We start from the raw sequence: 20,234 nt of genomic DNA, 5'->3' as shown, positions 1-20,234 counted from the left end.
GGTCCGCGCATGGCCAGGCCACGACAGTTCGATGAGGACCGCGTCATCACCGCGGCCATGGAGACCTTCTGGCGCCGCGGGTACGAGGGCACGTCGACGCGTGACCTGTGCGAGTCGACGGGCCTCGGCCCGTCGAGCCTCTACAACACCTTCGGCGGCAAGCGCGAGCTGTACCTGCGCGCCCTCGACCGCTACTACGACACGGTCACCGGCGCGCAGGTCGAGCGGCTCCAAGGCCCCGGCACCGCCAAGGAGCGGCTGCGGGCGATGATCCTGCACTCGATCGAGAGCGACCTCGACGCGGACGACGGCCGCGGCTGCTTCGCCATCAACGCGGCGATCGAGCGGGCCGGGCTCGACGGCGACGTGCGCCGGGCCGTGCGGCGCGGCTTCGACCGCGTCGAGGACGAGGTGTGCGCGGTGACCCGGGCCGGGCAGGCCACCGGCGAGATCGCGGCGGGGCGCGACCCGCGCGAGGTGGCGCGCCTGGTGCAGAGCACGTACTACGGCCTGCGGGTCCTGGCCCGCGTACGGGACGACCGGAAGGCCCTGGTGACCACCGTCGACGCCGTCCTGGAAGAGCTGTGACGGGGCCGGACGCGCGCGCCGCCGCCGAGCGGAACCTCGCCGCCCACGCCGGTCACCTCCACCGGCACCTGCCGGGGGCCGCCGTCACCGACCACGGGGACCTGGTCGTCGCGGACAGCGGCATCGACGACGACACCTTCAACATCGTCGCCGCGGCCCGGTTCACCGAGGAGAGCGCGGACGAGCGCGTCGCCGCCACCGTGCGAGAGCTGACCGGCACCGGGCGCGCCTTCTCCTGGTGGGTGGGTGACACCTCGACGCCGGGCGACCTCGGCGCGCGGCTCGCCGCCGCCGGGCTTCCCGCGTCCGGGACCGAGACCGGCATGCGGCTCGACCTGGGCGCGGCACCGCCGCCCGCGCACGCGCCGGGCCTGGAGATCAGGGCCGTGACCACGGCCGCCGAACTCGACGCGTACGCCCAGGTCCTGGCCGCCAACTGGGAGCCCCCGGCGGCGACGGTCCGCGCCTTCTACGCGGCCGTCGCCGAGGGGGCGCTCGCCGCGGACTGCCCCGCCCGCTACCTCGTCGGGTACGTCGACGGGCGGCCGGTGTGCACCGCCGAGGCGTTCCTGCACGCGGGCGTCGCCGGGATCTACAACATCTCGACGCTCGCCGCCGACCGGCGCCGCGGCTACGGCGGGGCCATCACGCTGGCCGCGCTGCACGCGGGCCGCGACGCCGGACTGCGCGCAGCGGTGCTCCAGGCGTCACCGGAGGGCGAGCCCGTCTACCGCGCGCTCGGCTTCGCGGCCTGCGGCACGTTCACCGAGTACGCCGTGGTCAGCGGGTCCGCAGCTGCGTCGAAGGGATGACCTCCTGCGGCTGGTTCGGGCTGGACCACAGGAGTTTCATGTGGGCCTCCCCCGTCTGCTCCGCGTAGTCGACGCGGATCGCGTGCCGCTTGCCCGCCTCCAGGCGCACCTGGGCCTTGTCGACCTTGGGCTCGTGCGGGTTCCAGGAGTCGATGACCGGCTTCCCGTCGATCCACACGCGCACGACGTCGTCGGAGACCGTGGTGAGCGTGTACGTCTCCGAGCGGCGCGGCTCGACCGAACCCGTCCAGCGCACGCCGAACCGATCCGCCGCGACGGCCGGGTGGGGTGAACCGGTGTACTTCCAGGAGTGGTTGACCGTGGGGTCGGTCCGGGTCACCTTCGGGGCGCCGGACAGCTCGGCGTTGTCGAAGACCTCCTGCTTCAGGCCCTTGCCGTCGCCGGGGCGGGCCGCGCGGCCGGGGTCCACCCTCAGCTCGATGACGGTGGCGGTGGGGTTGGTGGCCGCGCCTGACGGGGTGAGGTCGTAGCCGTCGCCGGACTTGGTGACGGTGACCCGCTGCGAACTGCCGAGCACCCGGGCCGACTTGACCGCGAAGTCCGTGCGGGCCTTCAGATGCAGGGACCCGCCCGCGGCCGGCCAGCGCGTGACCGCCGCGTACAGGGTGTCGCCCTTGCGGCTGACCGTGCCCCAGTCCGGCTCCTCGACGAGGCCGCCGTAGCGGGCGCCGAAGACCGCTTCGCCCTGGCCGGCCGTGCGCAGCCAGGTTCCCATCTCCCCCAGCCGGTCCACGGACGGCTGCGGGACGCGGCCGCGCGCGTCGGGGCCGACGTTCAGGAGGTAGTTGCCGCTGCGCGAGGTCGTGGCGAGGAGGTTGCGCACCAGGGTCTGCCCCGACTTCCAGTTCTGGTCGTGGCGGGCGAAGCCCCAGTGGTCGTTCAGGGTCATGCAGGACTCCCAGAGCTGGCCGTCCACGGGCGCGTCGGGGATCTCCTGCTCGGGCGTGCCGTAGTCGCCGTCGACCACGCGGCGCTTGCCGACGCGGTTGTTGACGACGAGGTCGGGGTCCAGGCCGCGCAGATACGCCTCCAGGCGTTCGCCGTCCCGGGCGGTCCACGGGTTGTGCGGGTCCTCGGTGTCCCACTCGCCGTCGAACCAGAGCAGCGCCGGGTCGTACTGGTCGACCAGCTCCTTGAGCTGCGCGTACATCCGCTTCTCGTACTTCGGGAAGGTCGCCGGGTCCGGGAAGTCCGGGTCGTGCCAGTCCCAGATGGAGTAGTAGAAGCCGAGCTTGATGCCCGCGGCGTCGGCGGCCTCCTTCAGCTCGGCGAGGATGTCGCGCTTCTTGTCGAACGACGAATGGTCGCGCAGGTTCCAGGAGTTGACCTTCGTCGGCCACATCGCGTAGCCCTCGTGGTGCTTGGACGTGATGACGATGTACTTCATCCCGGCGTCCTTCGCCGCCTTCACGACGGCCTCGGCGTCGAAGTCGGCGGGGTCGAACGACCGCGCCCGCCGCTCGTACTCGGCCGTCGGGATCCGGCACTGGCGCTTGATCCACTCGGCGTTGCGGCAGACGGTGCCGTCCGGGCGCGTGTACTCGCCCTCCAGATTGGAGTAGGCGCCGAAGTGGATGAACATGCCGAACCGGTCCTGGCGGAACCAGTTGGTGCGGTCGGCGGTGAAGGGGTCGTCGGCGGCGTGGTCCGTACCGGGGCCCGCGGCCTGCTGGTGCCGGGGCGCGCCCTGCGCGGGCGCGACGGCGGACAGCGGCAGGGCGGTGGCGGTGAGGAGCAGGGCGAGTGCGGTCACTCTTCGTCGCATGAGCGGCTCCTGTTCGACTACGGGACGCTCGGGAACGTAGGAGCGGATACATCGGATGTCAATGGCCCCAACCGCGGCTCCCGTGCCGCAAATCGCGCCATGTTTCGTACGGTGCTCCGATGACTGCCCTGCTCTGGACCTGGGCGCGGCCCGGACAATCACCGACGACCTGACAGCCGCGGCAGGGGCGACGACTGGTAGCTTCGCGGGGAAGCCCGGCCCTGCGGCCAACCGGTGGAGGTCTGACCGGAACCTCCCCGACTGAGGGGATGACGACCGGATGGGACCTCCGAACCCGAGGAGCCGGATGGCTCGCTTCACCAATGCCTACTGGCGCTTCGAAAGACGCTGCAGCCGTCCGCCCACCCGAAGCCAGCAATTCTCCGCAAGGCATCCCGTGCTCATCGGGACGCTCGCGGGGGTGGTCATGTTGGCGATCTTCTCCCTCACGTCCCTGGACGCGGGGAATGGAGTCGCCCACAGCATCCTGACCCCCCTCCTGGGCGGCATCCTCATGGGCGCGGTCTTCACCGGCTCCTGCTACCTGGAAAGAAGGCGCCAGCAGAAGCTGTTCCACGCTGGCGCAGATGGCTCATAGGCGTGACGTCGCCCATTGGGTCCGAAGGCAGGGGCAGGGCCGTTGCGGCGCGGGGTCGATCGTCTGACGGTTGGTTAGGGAGTGGGGGCCCGCGGGGCAAGAGTCAGCTCGGGGGTCGAACCGTCTGCCGAGTCCGGGAGTCCTCATGTCCCAGTTGCCCCGCCGCGCCCTGCTGACCGGTCTCGTCGGATCGGCCGGGACCGTCGTGGCCTGTTCCGGGGGGCGCGCCGCCGACGGGGCGGCGCGGGTGGGCGGGGGGCCGTCCGGGGATCCGGGGAGCGCCGCGGCCGCCGCCCGGCGGCTTCTGCCCCGGCACGGGGAACAGATCGACTTCGTGGTGTCCGGGGACCCGGACACCTACCGCGTGACCGGGACGCGCGGCCGCGTCACCGTGGCGGGGCCGACCCCGGCCGTCCAGCTCAAGGGCCTGTACCACTACCTGAAGCAGGTCTGCCACGCCAACATCACCTGGGCGGGCCACCAGCTCGCCCTGCCGAAGCTGCTGCCCGCGCCCGGCGCGCCGGTCACCGGTCGGGCCAACACCCCGCACCGGTTCGCCCTCAACGACACCAACGACGGCTACACGAACGCGTACCACGACTGGTCCTACTGGGAGCGCGAGATCGACGTGCTCGCCCTGCACGGCTACAACGAGGTCCTGGTGTGCGCGGGCGCCGACGCCGTCCACCACCGGGTGTTCCAGGAGTTCGGCTACGGGGACGAGGAGCTGCGGGCCTGGGTGCCGGGGCCCGCGCACCAGCCGTGGTGGCTGCTGCAGAACATGGCGGCCTTCCCGCACCCGGTGTCGCGGCAGCTCCTGGAGCGGCGCGCCCGCCTCGGGCGGCGCATCGCGGACCGGCTGCGCGCGCTCGGCATGACACCCGTGTTCCCGGGGTACTTCGGCACCGTCCCGCCCGGCTTCGCCGAGCGGAACCCGGGCGCGCGGACCGTACCGCAGGGCGACTGGGTGGGTTTCGCGCGCCCCGACTGGCTGGATCCGCGCACCGACGCATTCGCCCGGGTCGCCGCCGCCCACTACCGCGTCCAAGGCGAGCTGCTCGGACCGTCCACGATGTACAAGATGGACCTGCTGCACGAGGGCGGGAAACCCGGCGACGTGCCGGTGGGCGAGGCCGCCCGGGCCGTCGAGCGGGCGCTGCGGACCGCGCGCCCGAAGGCCCTGTGGGTGATCCTCGGCTGGCAGCACAACCCGCCGAAGGCCCTCACGGACGCCGTCGACAAGGACCGCATGCTCGTCGTCGACGGCCTGTCCGACCGCTTCCCGCACGTCACCGACCGCGAGGCCGACTGGGGCGGCACGCCGTACGCCTTCGGCTCGATCTGGAACTTCGGCGGACACACCGTGCTCGGCGCGAACACACCCGACTGGGCCGCACTCTACGAACGCTGGCGCACCAGGGACGGCAGCGCCCTGCGCGGCATCGCACTGCTGCCGGAGGCCGCCGACAACAACCCGGCCGCCTTCGAGCTGTTCTCCGAACTCGCCTGGCGACAAGGTGACTTGAACCTCAAGGAGTGGTTCGCGCAGTGGGCCACCAGCCGGTACGGCGACACCGACGCGCATGCCGAGCGCGCCTGGGACGTGCTGCGCCGCACCTGCTACGGGACCACCCGCGCCGACTCGTGGGCCGAGGGCGCCGACGGCCTGTTCGGTGCCCGCCCCGCCCTCACGGCGCGCTCCGCCGCCTCCTGGTCGCCGAAGAAGCTCCGTTATCCGGCGGCCGACTTCGAGCCCGCACTCGACGAACTCCTGCTGGTACGGCGGGACTTGCGCGGCTCAGCGGCGTACCGGCGCGATCTGCTCGACGTGGCCCGGCAGGCCCTGTCGAACCGGAGCCGGGTGCTGCTGCCCCGGATCGAGGCGGCGTACGACGCGCGGGACACCGCCCTCTTCGAACGGCACACCCGCACCTGGCTGCGCCTGCTCGACCTGCTCGACCGCCTGGCCGCGACCGACGCCGGCCAGCTGCTCGGGCGGTGGGTCGCGGACGCCCGCGCCTGGGGCGCCGACGGCCGCGAGCGCGAGCAACTCGCCTACGACCAGCTGTCGTTGGTGACCGTGTGGGGTCCCCGTGCCGGGGCGGACGCGGGCCTGAAGGACTACGCCAACCGTGAGTGGGCGGGCCTGGTCTCGGGCCTGTACCGGCTGCGCTGGACGACGTACTTCGACGAGCTGCGCGCCGCGCTCGACGAGGGCCGCGAGCCGCGGACCCTCGACCGGGCGGACTGGTTCGCCCTGGAGGACCGGTGGATCCGCGAGCCGGGGCGCCTTGCCGTGACTCCCACCGGAGACACGTACGCGATCGCGAAGAAGGTGCGTGACGCTCTCGACGGGTCCCGCTGACGCGGGGCCCGTCGTCGCGCCTCCGGGCGGGCTCCGCCCTGCCGGAGGCGCGACCCCCTCACCAGGAACTATCTGGTCAGTCAGCCCCTCTAGCGAGCTGGGTCAGCGCGGGCACTCCTTCCACTTCACCCGGTAGATCGTGCTGATGGCCCCGTCGGTGGAGTCCATCGTCATGAAGCTGGTCTTGGTGCGGTCCGAGGTGCCGATGTCCACGCGCAGCTCGGTATTGATGTTGAAGTTGCGCTTCTTGCCGCAGGGCGCCCAGACCAGCTGGGTGACCTCGGTCTCGTCGGTGGCCTGCCAGTTGTCGGCGACCGGGCCGGAGAACGAGTGGGACTTGGCGCCCGTGTCCGGCGAGCCCTGGAAGTAGTACGAGGCCTTCTCGGTGCCCTTGGCGCCCCGCTCCAGCGAGGCGAAGCCGCGGTAGTCGGCGCTCGCGATCGCGTAGGTGAAGCCCTGCGGGACGTGCACGATCAGGCTGAGCTGGCAGTTCTTGCGGAACGCCGTGGGGGCGGAGTTGCCGCCCGCCTGGGCGAGGTAGTCGCTGTAGGTGACGGTGAACGCGGTGTTGTCCTCGGAGACGGCGACGGCTGCCGTGCCTCTGGGGCAACCCGAACCGTTCACGGTCGCGACCTCGATCACGATCTTGTCGGGCGGCGGGTCACTGAACTCGGTCGGGTCGTGAGCGGGCAGACCCGCGGCGAGCAGGGTGGCGAGGGCGCCACCCGCGAGCAGTGCAGCGGACATGTTCGTGGTTCTCCCATCGAGTGCTTCGGCCCGCGGCGGTACGCACGCAGGGCGTACCGCCGCGAGGTGGGGGATGGAGCGTGTGCTGGGAGGAACTGACTCAGCCATCGCACGGGTCCGCTCACGGGTCGGCGACCGGTCGGCGTGCGATGAGCGGAGGCTGAGGGTGCTGGGATCGTACGGACCAGCGTGAGCAGCGACTAGGGCGATGACCGGCCATGTACGAGCGCGCTCCTGGGCCCGCTGGGACGCGGCGGCGTGCCGCGTCGGGGAACCGCTGTGACTCCTGTGCCGCGAACCGGACCGCGATCCCGACCGTGCTTGACGGGTATACGTCATCTCCGATTTCTGGTAGGAAACCTTCCTAACAAAGCGAGACCCGCACACGGCACCAAGAACTCCCCCCTCTGGAGGTTCCGTTGCACTCCCACCCCACCCCCCACCGCACCAGCACCCGGCGCGCCGTCGTCGGCCTGATAGGCGCCGCCCTGATAGCGGGGCCCCTGATCGTCACCCAGTCCGCGGGCGCCGCGCCCGCGCCCCGCGCCGCGGCCCCGGCGAGCGCCGCCGCGGTGGGCCTGGACGATCCGGCGAAGAAGGAGATCGCGATGAAGCTGGTGTCGAGCGCGGAGAACTCCTCGCTCGACTGGAAGGCGCAGTACAAGTACATCGAGGACATCGGTGACAAGCGCGGCTACACCGCGGGGATCATCGGCTTCTGTTCCGGCACCGGCGACATGCTCGACCTCGTCGAGCTGTACGCCAAGCGCAAGCCGGGCAACGTCCTGGAGAAGTACCTGCCCGCGCTGCGCCGCGTGAACGGCTCCGACTCGCACGCGGGCCTCGACCCGAACTACACCAAGGACTGGGAGAAGGCCGCCAAGGACCCGGCCTTCCAGCAGGCCCAGAACGACGAGCGCGACCGCGTCTACTTCAACCCGGCCGTCAAGCAGGGCAAGGCCGACGGCATCGGCGTCCTGGGGCAGTTCGCGTACTACGACGCGATCGTCATGCACGGCGACGGCGGCGACAGCACCAGCTTCAGCAACATCCGCAAGCGCGCCCTGCGCAGCGCCAAGCCCCCGGCGCAGGGCGGCGACGAGGTGAAGTACCTGCACGCCTTCCTCGACGCCCGGGTCTGGGCCATGAAGCAGGAGCCGGCCCACGACAACACCAGCCGCGTCGACACCGCCCAGCGCGTCTTCCTCAACAAGAAGAACCTGAACCTCAACCCGCCGCTGGACTGGAAGGTCTACGGCCAGTCGTTCCACATCTCCCGCTGAACCACTGACCACTGATCGCTGAACCGCTGAGCACCTGAGCGGCTGAGCACCTGAGCGCGGGGTGCGCACGGCCCGTGGGGGGCCGTGCGCACCCCGCGCCACACCTGACCCGATGCCCCCTTGTAGCCACACGTCCGGACTGCCTACGTTCGCGACCATGACTGAAGCGACCGTGACCGAGCAGACCTACGTCCTGGTGCACGGCACCAACAGCGCGGGGGCCTTCTGGGCGCCGATCGCGCGGGAGCTGACCCTGCGCGGGCACCGCGTCGTCGCGGTGGACCAGCCCTACCACGGAGCGGAGGCGTACCTTCCCGCCTCCTATCAGAGCCAGGACCTGGCGGCGCTCGCGACCGAGCCGACGCCGCTCGGGCGGCTGGGACTCGACGACTTCGAGCGGCGGGTCACCGGCGTGGTGCGCCGGGCGGCCCGCGGCGCGCGCGACGGCAAGGTGGTGCTCGTCGGGCACAGCATGGGCGGCGTCTCCGTCAACCGCGTGGCGAACGCCGTGCCCCACCTCCTCGCACACCTGGTGTACATGGCGGCGTACTGCCCGGGCCCCGACTTCCCCAGCATCGCCGACTGCATGGCCACGCCCGAGGCGGCCGACGCGATCGTGCCCGACCGGCAGGTCATCGGCGACCCGAAGGAGCTGGGGGTGATCCGGCTCAACCTGCGTACCGGCGACGCCGAGGACCTCGCCCTGTTCAAGGAGATGGTCTGCGCGGACTACCCCGACGCCGACTTCCGGCGCGTGCTCGCCGGGCTCCAGCCCGACGAGTCGGACCGGGTGGCCACCGACCGCGCCGTCGGCGAGGTCCCGTCCTGGGGCCGGGTCCCGCGGACGTATCTGCGCTTCGGCAGGGACCGGCTGGTCACCCCTGCACTCCAGGACCTGATGATCGCGCGGGCGGACGCACGGACGCCCGGCAACGCCTTCCGCGTCCGGAACTTCGCGGCGGCCTCCCACGTCGGACCGCTCGACCCCGGGCCGGTCACGGACGCCCTCGCCGCACTGGGGCGTTGAGGTCCCGAAGCGCGCCCGGGACCTCAACGGACCGTCAGTGGGCGGGTGCCTGCTTGGGGAGCCGTGAGCTGGAGATCTCCTCGCCCGGTTCCATCGGGGCGGTGACCTCGTCGTCCTCGCTGCCGCTGCCGATGTGGTTGAAGACTAGGTTGAGGACCACCGCGGCGACGCAGCCCGTGGAGATGCCGGAGTCCAGGATGATCCGCGCGGTCTCCGGGAACGCGTGGTAGAACTCCGGCGCCGAGATCGGGATCAGACCGACGGCGAGGGACACCGCGACGATCAGGACGTTGTTGTCCTTGTCGAGGCCCGCCTTGACGAGGGTCTGGATGCCGCTGGCGGCGACCGAGCCGAAGAGGACGACGCCCGCGCCGCCGAGCACGGGCCGGGGCACGACCGCGATCAGCGAGGCCGCCATCGGGCACAGGCCCATCAGGACGAGGAAGCCGCCGCCGGTCGCCACGACGTAGCGGCTGCGGATCTTCGTCATCGCCACGAGGCCGATGTTCTGCGCGAAGGCGCTGCACATGAAGCCGTTGAACAGCGGGCTGACCGCCGAGCCGAGGGTGTCGGCGCGCAGGCCCGCGGCGATGGTCTTCTCGTCGGCGGGGCGGTCGACGATCTCGCCGAGCGCGAGCATGTCGGCCGTGGACTCCGTCATGGAGACGACCATGACGACGCACAGGGAGAGGATGGCCGCCGCCGTGAACTGCGGGGCTCCGAAGTGGAACGGCGTCGGGAAGCCGACCACGTCCGCCTGCGTGACCGGGTCAAAGTCCGTCACGCCGAACGGGATCGCCACCAGGGTGCCGACGACCAGGCCGAGCAGGACCGCGATCTGCTTCACGAAGCCGCGGGTGAACCGGCGCAGCAGCAGCACGATGACCAGCGTGATGCCCGCGAGGGCCAGGAACTTCCGCGAGCCGTAGTCGTCGGCCGCGGGGTTCGGCCCCTGGGCCCAGCCGAAGGCCACCGGCATCAGGGAGATGCCGATGAGGGTGATGACCGTACCCGTGACCACGGGCGGGAAGAAGCGGACCGCCTTGGAGAAGAACGGGGCCGCGACGAAGCCGAGTATCCCGGCGACGATCACCGCGCCGAAGATGACGGGCAGCGCGTCGTCCTTGTCCTTGGTGGAGTCCACGACCGCGAGCATCGGCGCGACGCCCGCGAAGGTGACGCCGTTGACGAACGGCAGGCGGGCGCCGATGTTCCAGACGCCGAGGGTCTGCAGGAACGTGGCCAGGCCCGCGGTGAACAGACAGGCCCCGGTGAGGAAGGTCAGTTCGGTGGCGGACAGGCCCACCGCCGCGCCGACGATCAGGGGCGGCGCCACGACGCCCGCGTACATCGCGGCGACGTGCTGGAGGCCGGTGGTGGCCATCTTGAGCGCCGGGAGGCGCTCGTCAACAGGGTGCTGCGCAGCGGCAGTCGCTGCGTCCTTGCGGGAGCTTGGCTTGGCCACGGCGGACCCTCCGGTCGGTTACACGTCACCGCGTGACGCGGGTGTCAGGGAGGTGGTGCAGTGGAGCAGGTGGGAGGTGAGGGTCCGGGGGCGCGCACGGCGTGCGCGCCCCCGGCCACAGTGACCGCGGACCCCGCTCGGGTCCACGGGCGCCGGCTGAGGGCCGTCCCCCTCAGCCGGACATCTGCGGTCGCCCGCGCGGTCAGCGCTCCGCGGCGATGCGCGCGAGTCGCTGTGCCTCGTCCCGCGCGGCGCGGGCGACGGCGTCCTCGTCGACCTTCAGCAGGCGGCCGTGCTCGACCACCGGCTCGCCGTTCACGAGGGAGAGGGTCACCGGCGCGGCGGCGCCGAAGACGATCGCGGTGACCGGGTCGGCGATCGAGGAGTGTCCGATGCCGTCGATCTTCCACAGGACCAGGTCGGCGAGCTTGCCCGCTTCGAGGGAGCCGATCTGGCTCGCGCGGCCGAGGACCTGGGCGCCTCCGTAGGTGCCGAGACGCAGGGCCTGACGGGCGTTCAGGGCGGCTTCCTTGTGGGCGCCCAGACGGTTGATGAGCAGCGCGTTGCGCAGCTCGGTGTGGAGTTCGCCGGACTCGTTGGACGCGGTGCCGTCCACGCCGAGCCCGACCGGCACCCCGGCGGCGAGCATGTCGGGGACGCGGGCGATGCCCGCCGCGAGCCGGGCGTTGGACGACGGGCAGTGCGCGACGCCGGTGCCGGTCCTGGCGAAGGCGGCGATGTCGGAGTCGTTCATGTGGACGCAGTGCGCCATCCACACGTCGTCGCCCAGCCAGCCCGTGGACTCGAAGTAGTCGGTCGGGCCCATGCCGAACAGCTCGTGGCAGAACTTCTCCTCCTCGACCGTCTCGCTGCCGTGCGTGTGCAGTCGCACACCCAGGCGGCGGGCCAGCTCGGCGCCCTGGCGCATGAGCTCGGTGGAGACGGAGAACGGCGAGCAGGGCGCGACGGCGACCTGCGTCATGGCGTCGAAGGACGCGTCGTGGTGCACCCGGACGGTCTCCTCGGTGGCCGCGAGCGCGCCCTCCAGGCTCTCCACGGCGAAGTCCGGCGGCAGGCCGCCGTCCTTCTCGCTGCGGTCCATCGAGCCGCGGGCGAGGGTGAAGCGCACGCCCGTCTCACGGGCCGCCCCGATGACGGCGCCGGACAGGTCGCCGGAGCCCTTCGGGTACACGTAGTGGTGGTCCATGGCGGTGGTGACGCCGCCCCGGGCCATCATGCCGAGGGAGCCGCGGGCGGCGGCGCGGACCATGTCCTCGTCGATGCGCGCCCAGGTCGGGTACAGCGCGACCAGCCAGTCGAAGAGGTTGTGGTCGGTGGCGAGACCGCGGGTGATCCACTGGTAGAAGTGGTGGTGCGTGTTGACGAGGCCGGGCGTCGCGAGGTGGCCGGTGCCGTCGACGCGGCGCACGACGTTCTCCAGGCCCCGCGGGGCCGGTCCGGCGCCGACGGACTCGATCCGGTTCCCGGCGACGACGAGGTGCCCGGAGGCGTACTCGGTGTCCTCCGCGTCGACGGTTGCGATCGCGACGTTCTCGATGACGGTGCGCTGCGGGGCTGCCGAAGGTGCCATGGTGCGTCCTTCTCGGATGGGTGGCGAGGAATCGGGCACGGCATGACCCTAGGGAGATTTGAGTGCCGCGACGTCGCTGCGCGCGCCGTCACGGGTGCCGAGATGGTGGAAGAACAGGTTCAGCGAGACGGCGACGAGCGCGCCCGCGCTGATGCCGGAGCCGAGCACGGTCTGCGCCCAGGCCGGGAAGTCGGCGTAGAAGGTGGGTGCGGCGAGCGGGATGATGCCCGCGCCGAGCGCCACGGCGACCAGGACGATGTTGGAGCTGTCGTCGAGGCCCGCCTCGGAGAGCGTGCGGATGCCGCTGACCGCGATGGAGCCGAAGAGCACGATGCCCGCGCCGCCGAGCACCGGCATCGGTACGAGGCTGACGACCGCGCCGAGCACGGGGAAGGCGCCGAGCACGATCAGGGCGCCGCCCGCGACGGCGACGACGTACCGGCTGCGCACCCGGGTCAGCGAGACCACGCCGACGTTCTGCGCGAAGGCCGAGGTCGGGAAGCCACCGAAGACGGGGCCCACGAGGGTCGCGATGCCGTCGGTGCGCAGGCCGCGGGTGATGGTGGCGCCGTCCGTCCTGCGCTCGCAGATCTCGCCGAGCGCGAGCATGCCCGCGCTGGACTCGGTCATCAGGACGAGCATCACGATGCACAGCGAGAGGATCGCGGCCGCCTTGAACTCGGGCGCGCCGGAGGCGAAGGGCGTGGGCAGGGCCGCGACCGGCGCGGACTCCAGCGGGGAGAAGTCGGCGAGCCCGAACGGGATCGCCGCGAGCGTGCCGATCAACAGGCCCATGAGCAGGGCCACTTGCTTGAAGAAGCCGCGTGCGAACCGCTGGAAGAGCAGGATCACGACGAGCGTGAACGCGGCGAGCGCGAGGTAGCGCATGTCGCCGAAGTCGGCGGCCTCCTTGTCGCCGCCCTGGGCCCAGCCGACGGGCACGGGCATGAGCGTGACGCCGATGAGCGTGATGACGACGCCGGTGACCAGCGGCGGGAAGAACCGCAGGAGCCGTCCGAAGAACGGTCCGACGACGAGGCAGAAGAGTCCGGCGACCATCACCGCGCCGTAGATCGCGGGGAGTTGGTGGCCGGTGGCGCTGTTCTCGGCGATGGCGAGCATCGGCGCGATGCCCGCGGAGGAGGCGGCGTTGACGAACGGAAGGCGGTTGCCGACGGCGTTCCTGACGCCGAGCGTCTGCAGGAGCGTGGCGAGTCCCGCGATGAGCAGGCTGGCCGCGATCAGCCGGGTCTGGGCGGCGGTGTCGAGGCCGACGGCCTGGCCGATGATGAGCGGAGGGGTGACGACACCCGCGTACATGGCGGCGATGTGCTGGAGAGCGGCGGGGACGAGCCGCGAGACATGGAGCTTCTCATCCACCGGGTGGCATGCGTCCGGCGGGGTGGAACACGGGCCGTCGGTCGGCCCTTCGGCAGGCTGTGCCATAGCTGTCGTTCCCTCCGGTGTGGCGCGCCCCGCCCCTGCGGGCGGGCGGGGCGCGCGTCCCGCGTCAGAGGTTGGTCATGTCGACCGGGATCTTGGCCTCGGCACCGTCGCGCAGGATGGTGGCCTCGATGAGGCCGTAGGGACGGTCCGCGGCGTAGTAGACCGCGCCGTCCTTGGCGTCGTTGTCGAGGCCGCAGAAGGAGAGGTCCTGGCGGAAGTGGTGCTTGTTGGGCGCGGAGAAGCGGATCTCGTCGATCTCGCTGCGGTTGTTGAGGACCCGCGAGCCCATTTGGTACAGCGTCTGCTGGAGCGACAGGGAGTACGTCTCCACGAAGGCGTGCAGGATGTGCTTCTTCGCCTGCTCGTAGGACTTGTTCCAGCTCGGCGCGCGCTGCTCGTCACCGGTCCAGTTGTGCCGCCACCACGTCGAGAGGGACGTGGCGAGGATGCGGTCGTAGTCCTCCTTGAGCGTCGTGTACTTGTCCTTGATGTAGCCCCAGAACTCCGAGTTCGTGGTGTTCATGACGGTCAGGTCCTTCAGACCGCTGAGCACCTCGAAGCGCGCCTCCCCGTCGCCTTCGGCGGAGTAGGTGATCTGGGCGAGGCGGGTCTCCTGGCCCTTGCGCACGAAGGAGTGCTTGACCTCGTCGGCGCCGATGAACTGCGAGTTGCCGTCCGAGGCGGCGATGCGCTCCCAGGAGTACTCCTCGATGCGGATGCGCGCCCGGTGGATGGAGGGCTGGCTTTCCACGAAGTGCCGGGCGAGGTGGATGCCGTAGCTCTCGGCGGACTCGATGCCGTGTTCCTTGGCGAAGGCGAAGCAGGTGTTCTTCGTGGTGTCCGTCGGCAGGCAGTTGGCGTTCGAGCCGTTGTAGTGGACGTCGTCCAGGTCGCCGGAGAGGGCGACGGAGACGTTCAGGTCCTTGATGTGGTGGGTGTCGCCGTCCCGCGTGATCTTTACGACTCGGTTCTCGGCCTTGCCGTACTGGTTCTGTCCCAGGATCACAGGGCGGGCGTGGCGGGAAGAGTCGACCATCTGCTAGCTCCCTCGATATACGGAGTAGCCGAACGGGTTGAGCAGCAGCGGTACGTGGTAGTGCTCGCCGGGGTTGACGGCGAACGTGATCACTACTTCTGGGAAGAACGTGCTGTCCGCACCGCTGTCCCGATTCGCGGGGGCGTCCTGCTGCGCCTCGGCTTGCTTGGCTTGCTTGCTCAGGAAGTACGGCTCGACGGCGAAGTCGAGGCGCACGTGGGTGGTGCCTTCCGGAAGGGCCGGGAGGTCCTTGCAGCGCCCGTCCGCGTCGGTCCGCGAACCGCCGAGCGCCTGCCAGTCGGCCGTCCACCCGCTGCGGGCCGAGAGCCGGACGGCGACCGCCGCGGCGGGGCGGCCGACCGAGGTGTCCAGGACGTGCGTGGACACCGAGGCCGTGGTGCTTGTGCTCATGCTGCGTCAGTCCTCTTCAACGACGTCGACGAGTCGGGCAAGGCGGATCCGGTTGATCTTGCCCAGTTCGGCGCGGACGATCTCGCGTTCGCGCTCGGGCGTGTTGCCGATCCGGTCCTTGACCGCGTCCCGCATCTGCTCCCCCGTCCTGCCGGTGGCGCAGATGAGGAAGACGTGGCCGAACTTGTCCTGGTAGGCCAGGTTGAGTTCGAGCATCTCGGCCTTGAGCTCCGCGGAGGCCCCGGCCATGCCCCGCTGCTCGCGGGACGAGGTCGGGTCGCCCGGCTTCGGGCGGCCGATCGGCGGGTGCCCCGCCATCGCCTCGGCCAGGTCGGCCGCGGTCAGCTCGGCCGTGGCGGCGTCGCTCGCGGCGTACAGGGCGTCGGCGGTGGCGAAGGGGCGCCGGGCCAGGATCGTGTCGCCCCAGACGGTCGAGGCGCAGGCCTCGTGGAGCGCGGTGCGGGCCGCGGCCTCGTCGAGGGCGTTGAACCGGGCCAGGCCCGGCGTCTTGGTGCTCGAAGTCACGGGGGCCTCCGGGGCCTTTGTGCTGGACGGGCTGCGCATAGCTAACGCCGTCCGAAAGTCGACGTCAACACTTTGTTGAAAACTTCGGGAAACAACGACCGCCGCCCGATGAACGGACGGCGGCCAGGTGTCACTGCCGAGGATTCGCTTGTGAGCTGGGGCTTCAGGTGGAGCGGTTCAGGTAGTTGTAGACCGTAAATCTGCTCACGCCGATCGCCGTGGCGACCGTTTCCACGCCGTGGCGCACAGCGAAGGCGCCACGCGCCTCCAGCATCCGCACGACCTCCTGCTTGGTCTTGCGGTCGAGCTCCGCGAGGGGCTTGCCGTGCTTGCGCTCCAGGGCGAGCAGGATGTGGTCCAGGGAGTCGGCGAGCTGCGGCAGCCGCACGGCGAGCACGTCCCGGCCCTCCCAGGCGAGCACGACATCGTCCTCGCCCGCGTCGCCGGGCGGCAGGATCCGCCCGCCCATGGCGTCCACCAGCGGCTTCACCGCGAGGGCGAAGGGGTCGTCCGCGAAGCCGGTCATCCCTCGCCCTCCCCGGCGCCGCCGATGACGTTCACCTGGAGGGAGACGCGGGTGGCGCCCGCGCCCAGGGTCTTGCGCAGCATCGCGTCGACGGCCGCGAGCACGGCGTCCGCGTCGCCCTCCGCGGTGTTGCCGAACGGGCCGACGTCCACGGCGTCGAGGCCGGCTCCCTGCACCACCTCACGGGCGACCACCGCGTGCGGGGGCGCCTCGTCCAGATCGAAGGGCTCGGTCGTGAACTCCACTCTCAATCGCACGGCCTCAACCTACTTCGGACTCCGGAATCTGCGGCAGCCCCTCTTGACAGCTTCCGCGAAACGGAGGCAGTCTTCCATCAAGCAGAAACGAACTTCCGCAATACGAAATCTGCCCGACGGCGTCACGGCCACGGCACTACGGAAGGAGCGCGGAAGCCCCATGGGATTCTCCGAGCAGCGCTTCGATGTGAACCTGTCGATCCTCTTCACCGAGCTCCCGCTCCTGGAGCGCCCCGCGGCCGCCGCCGCGGCGGGGTTCAAGGCCGTCGAGCTGTGGTGGCCCTGGGTCGAGACCCCCACCCCCGAGCGGTCCGAGCTGGACGCCCTGAAGCAGGCGATCGAGGACGCGGGCGTCCGGCTGGTGGGCCTGAACTTCTACGCCGGGCAGCTGCCGGGGCCCGACCGGGGCGCCCTGTCGATCCCCGGCGAGGAGAGCGAGAAGTTCCGCGCGAACGTGGACGTCGCCGCGGACTTCGCCCAGTCCCTGGGCTGCACGGCACTCAACGCCCTGTACGGCAACCGCGTCGACGGCGTGGACCCGGCCGCCCAGGACGAACTCGCCCTGGAGAACCTGGCCCTTGCCGCCCGCGCCGCCCACCGCGTGGGCGCGGTCCTGCTGATCGAGGCGCTGAACGCCCCCGAGTCGCCGCGCTGCCCGATCGTCAGCGCCCCCAAGGCCGTCAAGATCGTGGACAAGGTCAACGAGGCCACCGGGCTCGGCAACGCCAAGTTCCTGATGGACCTGTACCACCTCTCCATGAACGGGGAGGACCTGCCGCAGGCGATCGCCGCGTACGCCGACAGGACCGCGCACGTGCAGATCGCCGACAACCCCGGGCGCGGCGCCCCCGGCTCCGGGTCGCTGCCCCTGGAAGACCTGCTCGACCAGCTGCGGAAGGCCGGGTACGAGGGCTGGATCGGCCTGGAGTACAAGCCCGGCGACCGCCCGAGCCACGAGTCCTTCGACTGGCTCCCCGCCGGGGCCCGCGGCTGACGCCCGGCCCACCTCACCACGTACCGACGCAAGCAGAGAGGTCCCCCTCATGAGCAGCACGCTCCCCAAGGTCGCGTGGATCGGACTCGGGATCATGGGCTCGCCCATGTCCGAGAACCTGATCAAGGCCGGTTACTCCGTCACCGGCCACACCCTGGAGCAGGACAAGCTGGACCGGCTCGCCGCCGCGGGCGGCACCGCGGCCGCCTCGATCGCCGAAGCGGTCCGCGACGCCGACGTCATCGTGACGATGGTGCCCGCGTCGCCGCAGGTCGAGGCCATCGCCTACGGCCCCGACGGCATCCTGGAGAACGCCAGGTCCGGTGCGCTGCTCATCGACATGTCGTCGATCACCCCGCAGACCTCCGTGGACCTCGCGAAGGCCGCCGCGGCCAAGGGGATCCGGGTGCTCGACGCCCCGGTCTCCGGCGGCGAGGCCGGCGCGATCGAGGCCGTCCTCTCCATCATGGTCGGCGGCGAGCGGGCGGACTTCGACACGGCCAAGCCGCTGTTCGACGCCCTCGGCAAGACCATCGTGCGGTGCGGCCCGCACGGCTCGGGCCAGACCGTGAAGGCCGCCAACCAGCTCATCGTCGCGGTCAACATCCAGGCCTGCGCCGAGGCCGTGGTCTTCCTGGAGAAGTCCGGCGTGGACCTGGCCGCGGCCCTCGACGTGCTGAACGGCGGGCTCGCCGGTTCCACCGTCCTGACCCGCAAGAAGGACAACTTCCTGAACCGGGACTTCAAGCCGGGCTTCCGCATCGACCTGCACCACAAGGACATGGGCATCGTCACGGACGCCGCCCGCACCGTCGGTGCCGCGCTGCCCGTCGGCGCCGTGGTGGCCCAGCTGGTCGCCAGCCTGCGCGCCCAGGGTGACGGCGGCCTCGACCACTCCGCGCTGCTCCGCTCCGTCGAGCGCCTCTCCGGCGGCCCGGCAGCCTGAGCCCCCCCCCAGACTTCCGGGCCGCGGCGGCGCTGACACCTGTCCTGTCGCGCCCAAGCTCCGCCGCGGCCCGGAACCCCGCTCCACCTCCAACTTCAACAAACTGTTGACGTGACGGATCCGGCGTCCTTACGCTCGCGTCACCTCAAGCAGCTCCAGCATTTCTGCACGGAAGGCCGACCTACCACCATGCCGAAGCGCGTGCTCACGACCGAGTCCGGCGCCCCTGTCGCCGACAACCAGAACTCCGCCACCGCAGGTGTCGGCGGCCCGCTCCTGCTCCAGGACCAGCACCTCCTGGAGAAGCTCGCCCGCTTCAACCGCGAGCGCATCCCGGAGCGCGTGGTGCACGCCCGCGGCTCGGGCGCGTACGGCTACTTCGAGGTGACCGACGACGTCACCGGCTTCACGCACGCGGACTTCCTCGCCGAGGTCGGCAAGCGCACCGAGGTCTTCCTGCGCTTCTCCACCGTGGCCGACAACCTCGGCGGCGCCGACGCCGTCCGCGACCCGCGCGGCTTCGCCCTGAAGTTCTACACCGAGGAGGGCAACTACGACCTCGTCGGCAACAACACGCCGGTCTTCTTCATCAAGGACCCGCTGAAGTTCCCCGATTTCATCCACTCGCAGAAGCGCGACCCGTTCACGGGCAAGCAGGAGCCGGACAACGTCTGGGACTTCTGGGCGCACGCCCCCGAGGCCACGCACCAGGTGACCTGGCTGATGGGCGACCGCGGCATACCGGCCTCGTACCGGCACATGAACGGCTACGGCTCGCACACCTACCAGTGGACCAACGCCCAGGGCGAGGCCTTCTTCGTCAAGTACCACTTCAAGACGAACCAGGGCATCCGCTCGCTCTCCACCGAGCAGGCCCAGGAGCTCGCGGGCAAGGACCCCAACTCCCACCAGACGGACCTGCTCCAGGCCATCGAGCGCGGCGTGAACCCGTCCTGGACGCTGCACGTGCAGCTCATGCCCGCGGCGGACGCGGCGAACTACCGCTTCAACCCGTTCGACCTCACCAAGGTGTGGCCGCACAGCGACTACCCGCTGCGGCGCGTGGGCCGCCTCGTCCTGGACCGCAACCCCGACAACGTCTTCGCCGAGGTCGAGCAGGCCGCGTTCTCGCCGAACAACTTCGTGCCGGGCATCGGCCCTTCGCCGGACAAGATGCTCCAGGGCCGCCTGTTCGCCTACGCCGACGCGCACCGCTACCGCCTGGGCGTCAACCACACCCAGCTCGCGGTGAACGCGCCGAAGGCGACCACGGCGGACAACTACGGCCGCGACGGCTTCATGGCGTCCAACGCCTACGGCCGCGAGCGCAAGAACTACGAGCCCAACTCGTACGACGGCCCCGCCGAGACCGGCAGGCCGCTGTCCGCGCCGCTCGCCGTGACCGGCCACACCGGCACGCACGAGGCGCCCGCCCACACCAAGGACGACGACTTCTTCCAGGCCGGCGAGCTGTACCGGCTGATGTCGGACGAGGAGAGGTCCCGCCTCGTCGCGAACATCGCGGGCGGTCTGTCCCAGGTGTCCCGCGAGGACGTCATCGAGAAGAACCTGGCCCACTTCCACGCCGCCGACGCCGACTACGGCAAGCGCGTGGAGGACGCGGTCCGCGCCCTGCGCGAGGACTGACGCACCATCACCTCACAGACTGCGCCGGGGACTTGACGGGAGGTCGGTCCCCCAGCGCGGATCCCGCGACGCCGTGGCCCGGATGAGGGGTGGCACACGGCACGCGGGGGGACGAGGACCGCGGCGGCTCGAGGCGAGCCAGTGCGGTGGTGAAGGCCCCGGCCGCCCCTTCGACCAGAGGAGG

The 20,234-nt window shown here is 71.1% G+C and carries 19 protein-coding genes; 9 read left to right on the top strand and 10 right to left on the bottom strand.

Going from position 1 to position 20,234, the window contains the following annotated elements:
- Positions 1-9 precede the first annotated feature (9 nt).
- Both IG74_RS0100165 and IG74_RS0100160 read left to right on the top strand, forming a co-directional pair.
- Entirely contained in the window at positions 10-588 is a 579-nt protein-coding gene (locus tag IG74_RS0100165; RefSeq protein WP_030667414.1) for a TetR/AcrR family transcriptional regulator, read from the top strand.
- Positions 585-1,400 carry a GNAT family N-acetyltransferase gene (locus tag IG74_RS0100160; RefSeq protein ID WP_030667410.1) on the top strand — a complete coding sequence of 272 codons (816 nt, stop codon included), beginning with the start codon at positions 585-587 and terminating at the stop codon, positions 1,398-1,400. The genes IG74_RS0100165 and IG74_RS0100160 overlap by 4 nt, the downstream gene beginning before the upstream one ends.
- Here IG74_RS0100160 and IG74_RS0100155 read toward each other — a convergent pair.
- On the bottom strand, positions 1,369-3,186 hold the full coding sequence (locus IG74_RS0100155) for an alpha-L-fucosidase (protein WP_030667407.1): 1,818 nt from the start codon (positions 3,184-3,186) through the stop codon (positions 1,369-1,371). The two genes, IG74_RS0100160 and IG74_RS0100155, sit on opposite strands and share 32 nt — an antisense overlap.
- A gap of 307 nt (positions 3,187-3,493) precedes the next feature.
- Here IG74_RS0100155 and IG74_RS0100150 point away from each other — a divergent pair, with 307 nt between their 5' ends.
- Both IG74_RS0100150 and IG74_RS0100145 read left to right on the top strand, forming a co-directional pair.
- Positions 3,494-3,784: a hypothetical protein gene (locus IG74_RS0100150; protein WP_158857365.1), complete on the top strand. Its 291-nt coding sequence runs from the start codon at positions 3,494-3,496 to the stop codon at positions 3,782-3,784.
- Positions 3,785-3,929: 145 nt separating this feature from the next.
- A complete protein-coding gene (locus tag IG74_RS0100145; RefSeq protein ID WP_030667400.1) occupies positions 3,930-6,149 on the top strand; it encodes an alpha-N-acetylglucosaminidase in 2,220 nt (739 codons plus the stop codon).
- A 102-nt stretch (positions 6,150-6,251) separates the two neighbouring features.
- Here IG74_RS0100145 and IG74_RS0100140 read toward each other — a convergent pair whose 3' ends face one another.
- Positions 6,252-6,896, bottom strand: coding sequence for a DUF4360 domain-containing protein (locus tag IG74_RS0100140; RefSeq protein WP_030667397.1), 645 nt, complete (start codon positions 6,894-6,896; stop codon positions 6,252-6,254).
- 419 nt (positions 6,897-7,315) lie between these two features.
- Between IG74_RS0100140 and IG74_RS0100135 the strand changes: the two genes are divergently transcribed.
- Complete coding sequence (locus tag IG74_RS0100135) at positions 7,316-8,179, top strand: chitosanase (RefSeq protein ID WP_030667394.1); 864 nt, start codon at positions 7,316-7,318, stop codon at positions 8,177-8,179.
- A gap of 157 nt (positions 8,180-8,336) precedes the next feature.
- Entirely contained in the window at positions 8,337-9,206 is an 870-nt protein-coding gene (locus IG74_RS0100130; protein WP_030667391.1) for an alpha/beta hydrolase, read from the top strand.
- Between the two features lie 34 nt (positions 9,207-9,240).
- Here IG74_RS0100130 and IG74_RS0100125 read toward each other — a convergent pair whose 3' ends face one another.
- From IG74_RS0100125 to IG74_RS0100090, 8 genes are all read right to left on the bottom strand, one after another.
- Complete coding sequence (locus IG74_RS0100125) at positions 9,241-10,671, bottom strand: nucleobase:cation symporter-2 family protein (RefSeq protein ID WP_030667388.1); 1,431 nt, start codon at positions 10,669-10,671, stop codon at positions 9,241-9,243.
- 202 nt (positions 10,672-10,873) lie between these two features.
- Positions 10,874-12,262: an 8-oxoguanine deaminase gene (locus tag IG74_RS0100120; protein ID WP_030667386.1), complete on the bottom strand. Its 1,389-nt coding sequence runs from the start codon at positions 12,260-12,262 to the stop codon at positions 10,874-10,876.
- A gap of 48 nt (positions 12,263-12,310) precedes the next feature.
- A complete protein-coding gene (locus IG74_RS0100115; RefSeq protein ID WP_030667385.1) occupies positions 12,311-13,708 on the bottom strand; it encodes a nucleobase:cation symporter-2 family protein in 1,398 nt (465 codons plus the stop codon).
- A gap of 64 nt (positions 13,709-13,772) precedes the next feature.
- Positions 13,773-14,744: a factor-independent urate hydroxylase gene (pucL, locus tag IG74_RS0100110; RefSeq protein WP_030667383.1), complete on the bottom strand. Its 972-nt coding sequence runs from the start codon at positions 14,742-14,744 to the stop codon at positions 13,773-13,775.
- A gap of 3 nt (positions 14,745-14,747) precedes the next feature.
- Complete coding sequence (gene uraH, locus IG74_RS0100105) at positions 14,748-15,155, bottom strand: hydroxyisourate hydrolase (RefSeq protein WP_030667381.1); 408 nt, start codon at positions 15,153-15,155, stop codon at positions 14,748-14,750.
- 6 nt (positions 15,156-15,161) lie between these two features.
- Entirely contained in the window at positions 15,162-15,719 is a 558-nt protein-coding gene (uraD, locus tag IG74_RS0100100) for a 2-oxo-4-hydroxy-4-carboxy-5-ureidoimidazoline decarboxylase (protein ID WP_107058831.1), read from the bottom strand.
- A gap of 124 nt (positions 15,720-15,843) precedes the next feature.
- On the bottom strand, positions 15,844-16,206 hold the full coding sequence (locus IG74_RS0100095; RefSeq protein ID WP_030667374.1) for a helix-turn-helix domain-containing protein: 363 nt from the start codon (positions 16,204-16,206) through the stop codon (positions 15,844-15,846).
- The gene (locus tag IG74_RS0100090; protein WP_078868467.1) at positions 16,203-16,463 is read right to left on the bottom strand and encodes a thiamine-binding protein; all 261 of its coding nucleotides are present in this window, start codon (positions 16,461-16,463) and stop codon (positions 16,203-16,205) included. The genes IG74_RS0100095 and IG74_RS0100090 overlap by 4 nt, the downstream gene beginning before the upstream one ends.
- A gap of 160 nt (positions 16,464-16,623) precedes the next feature.
- Here IG74_RS0100090 and IG74_RS0100085 point away from each other — a divergent pair, with 160 nt between their 5' ends.
- The 3 genes from IG74_RS0100085 to IG74_RS0100075 all read left to right on the top strand — a co-directional run bounded on the left by IG74_RS0100085 (position 16,624) and on the right by IG74_RS0100075 (position 20,050).
- Complete coding sequence (locus IG74_RS0100085) at positions 16,624-17,457, top strand: TIM barrel protein (RefSeq protein ID WP_030667361.1); 834 nt, start codon at positions 16,624-16,626, stop codon at positions 17,455-17,457.
- Between the two features lie 49 nt (positions 17,458-17,506).
- Positions 17,507-18,403 (top strand): 2-hydroxy-3-oxopropionate reductase, encoded by an 897-nt coding sequence (locus IG74_RS0100080; RefSeq protein WP_030667359.1) that lies wholly within the window; start codon positions 17,507-17,509, stop codon positions 18,401-18,403.
- Positions 18,404-18,592: 189 nt separating this feature from the next.
- Positions 18,593-20,050, top strand: coding sequence for a catalase (locus tag IG74_RS0100075; RefSeq protein WP_030667357.1), 1,458 nt, complete (start codon positions 18,593-18,595; stop codon positions 20,048-20,050).
- The last annotated feature ends 184 nt before the right edge of the window (positions 20,051-20,234 follow it).

The organism is Streptomyces sp. NRRL B-1347, from assembly GCF_000720325.1.
In the GTDB taxonomy this organism is placed as follows: domain Bacteria; phylum Actinomycetota; class Actinomycetes; order Streptomycetales; family Streptomycetaceae; genus Streptomyces.
Note: the sequence above shows the minus strand (reverse complement) of the source record. Positions and strands in the feature narration are given on the sequence as shown.

What these genes read in the sequence shown, in the direction of transcription:
- IG74_RS0100165 (WP_030667414.1), top strand. Translation starts at nt 10, where the DNA reads ATGGCCAGGCCACGACAGTTCGATGAGGACCGCGTCATCACCGCGGCC.
- IG74_RS0100155 (WP_030667407.1), bottom strand. Translation starts at nt 3,186, where the DNA reads ATGCGACGAAGAGTGACCGCACTCGCCCTGCTCCTCACCGCCACCGCC.
- IG74_RS0100150 (WP_158857365.1), top strand. Translation starts at nt 3,494, where the DNA reads ATGGCTCGCTTCACCAATGCCTACTGGCGCTTCGAAAGACGCTGCAGC.
- IG74_RS0100145 (WP_030667400.1), top strand. Translation starts at nt 3,930, where the DNA reads ATGTCCCAGTTGCCCCGCCGCGCCCTGCTGACCGGTCTCGTCGGATCG.
- IG74_RS0100140 (WP_030667397.1), bottom strand. Translation starts at nt 6,896, where the DNA reads ATGTCCGCTGCACTGCTCGCGGGTGGCGCCCTCGCCACCCTGCTCGCC.
- IG74_RS0100130 (WP_030667391.1), top strand. Translation starts at nt 8,337, where the DNA reads ATGACTGAAGCGACCGTGACCGAGCAGACCTACGTCCTGGTGCACGGC.
- IG74_RS0100120 (WP_030667386.1), bottom strand. Translation starts at nt 12,262, where the DNA reads ATGGCACCTTCGGCAGCCCCGCAGCGCACCGTCATCGAGAACGTCGCG.
- IG74_RS0100115 (WP_030667385.1), bottom strand. Translation starts at nt 13,708, where the DNA reads ATGGCACAGCCTGCCGAAGGGCCGACCGACGGCCCGTGTTCCACCCCG.
- pucL (WP_030667383.1), bottom strand. Translation starts at nt 14,744, where the DNA reads ATGGTCGACTCTTCCCGCCACGCCCGCCCTGTGATCCTGGGACAGAAC.
- uraH (WP_030667381.1), bottom strand. Translation starts at nt 15,155, where the DNA reads ATGAGCACAAGCACCACGGCCTCGGTGTCCACGCACGTCCTGGACACC.
- uraD (WP_107058831.1), bottom strand. Translation starts at nt 15,719, where the DNA reads ATGCGCAGCCCGTCCAGCACAAAGGCCCCGGAGGCCCCCGTGACTTCG.
- IG74_RS0100095 (WP_030667374.1), bottom strand. Translation starts at nt 16,206, where the DNA reads ATGACCGGCTTCGCGGACGACCCCTTCGCCCTCGCGGTGAAGCCGCTG.
- IG74_RS0100085 (WP_030667361.1), top strand. Translation starts at nt 16,624, where the DNA reads ATGGGATTCTCCGAGCAGCGCTTCGATGTGAACCTGTCGATCCTCTTC.
- IG74_RS0100080 (WP_030667359.1), top strand. Translation starts at nt 17,507, where the DNA reads ATGAGCAGCACGCTCCCCAAGGTCGCGTGGATCGGACTCGGGATCATG.
- IG74_RS0100075 (WP_030667357.1), top strand. Translation starts at nt 18,593, where the DNA reads ATGCCGAAGCGCGTGCTCACGACCGAGTCCGGCGCCCCTGTCGCCGAC.